Annotated in this window: 1 pseudogene; it reads left to right on the plus strand. The window is 44.4% G+C overall.

The features are described 5' to 3' along the window. Positions 1–709: pseudogene (gene peuA, locus R7Q48_RS27390) on the plus strand (TonB-dependent siderophore enterobactin receptor PeuA); the annotation flags it as partial.

Genomic DNA, 709 nt, shown 5'->3' on the forward strand with positions numbered 1-709 from the left:
TAAGTACATCTGGGACGCTCAGTGGTCAAAAATTGATAACGACGTAGAAAACTACGGTATCGATATTAATGCTCAAGTGACTGATAACGTGAATGTGAAAGCGGGTTACAACCGTCAAGACTTTAAGCGTTTTGATGTAGAGTCTTACCCTAAGTTTGACAATTATGACAAAGATGGTGTGATTCGACATAAAGGGAACGAGCGCACAGATAACTGGGTATTCGATACCGCGTACTTAGACGTAACAACCAACTTCTCTTTGTTGGGTACAGAAAATACGTTTTTGGTGGGGGCGAACTACCTCGACTACAAATACGACCGCTTTATGGCTTTCCATGCAGGAGAGGATGTAGCGGCAGGCACGACAGTTACTCGTCCTGGAACCGTACGCTCGAAAAAATACCCAAGAGGCGAGCATGACACTTGGGGTATTTACGCGCAAAACATGATGACGATTAACGATTACTGGCAAGTACTTGCGGGTGCTCGTTATGACGAAAAGCTTGAAGATTCGCTAACAGAGAACCAAGTTTCTCCAAAGTTAGGCGTGATTTTCCACCCGACATCGAATGGTTCGATTTACGTGCAATACTCTGAGAGTTTTATGCCGCAAGGTGAAGTCAGCAACGGTAGTCGTATTTACATCAATGATGGTGAGAAACTCGACGCTGAGCGTGGTATCTCTTATGAAATCGGTACGAAATGGGAA

Source organism: Vibrio sp. 378 (assembly GCF_033339435.1).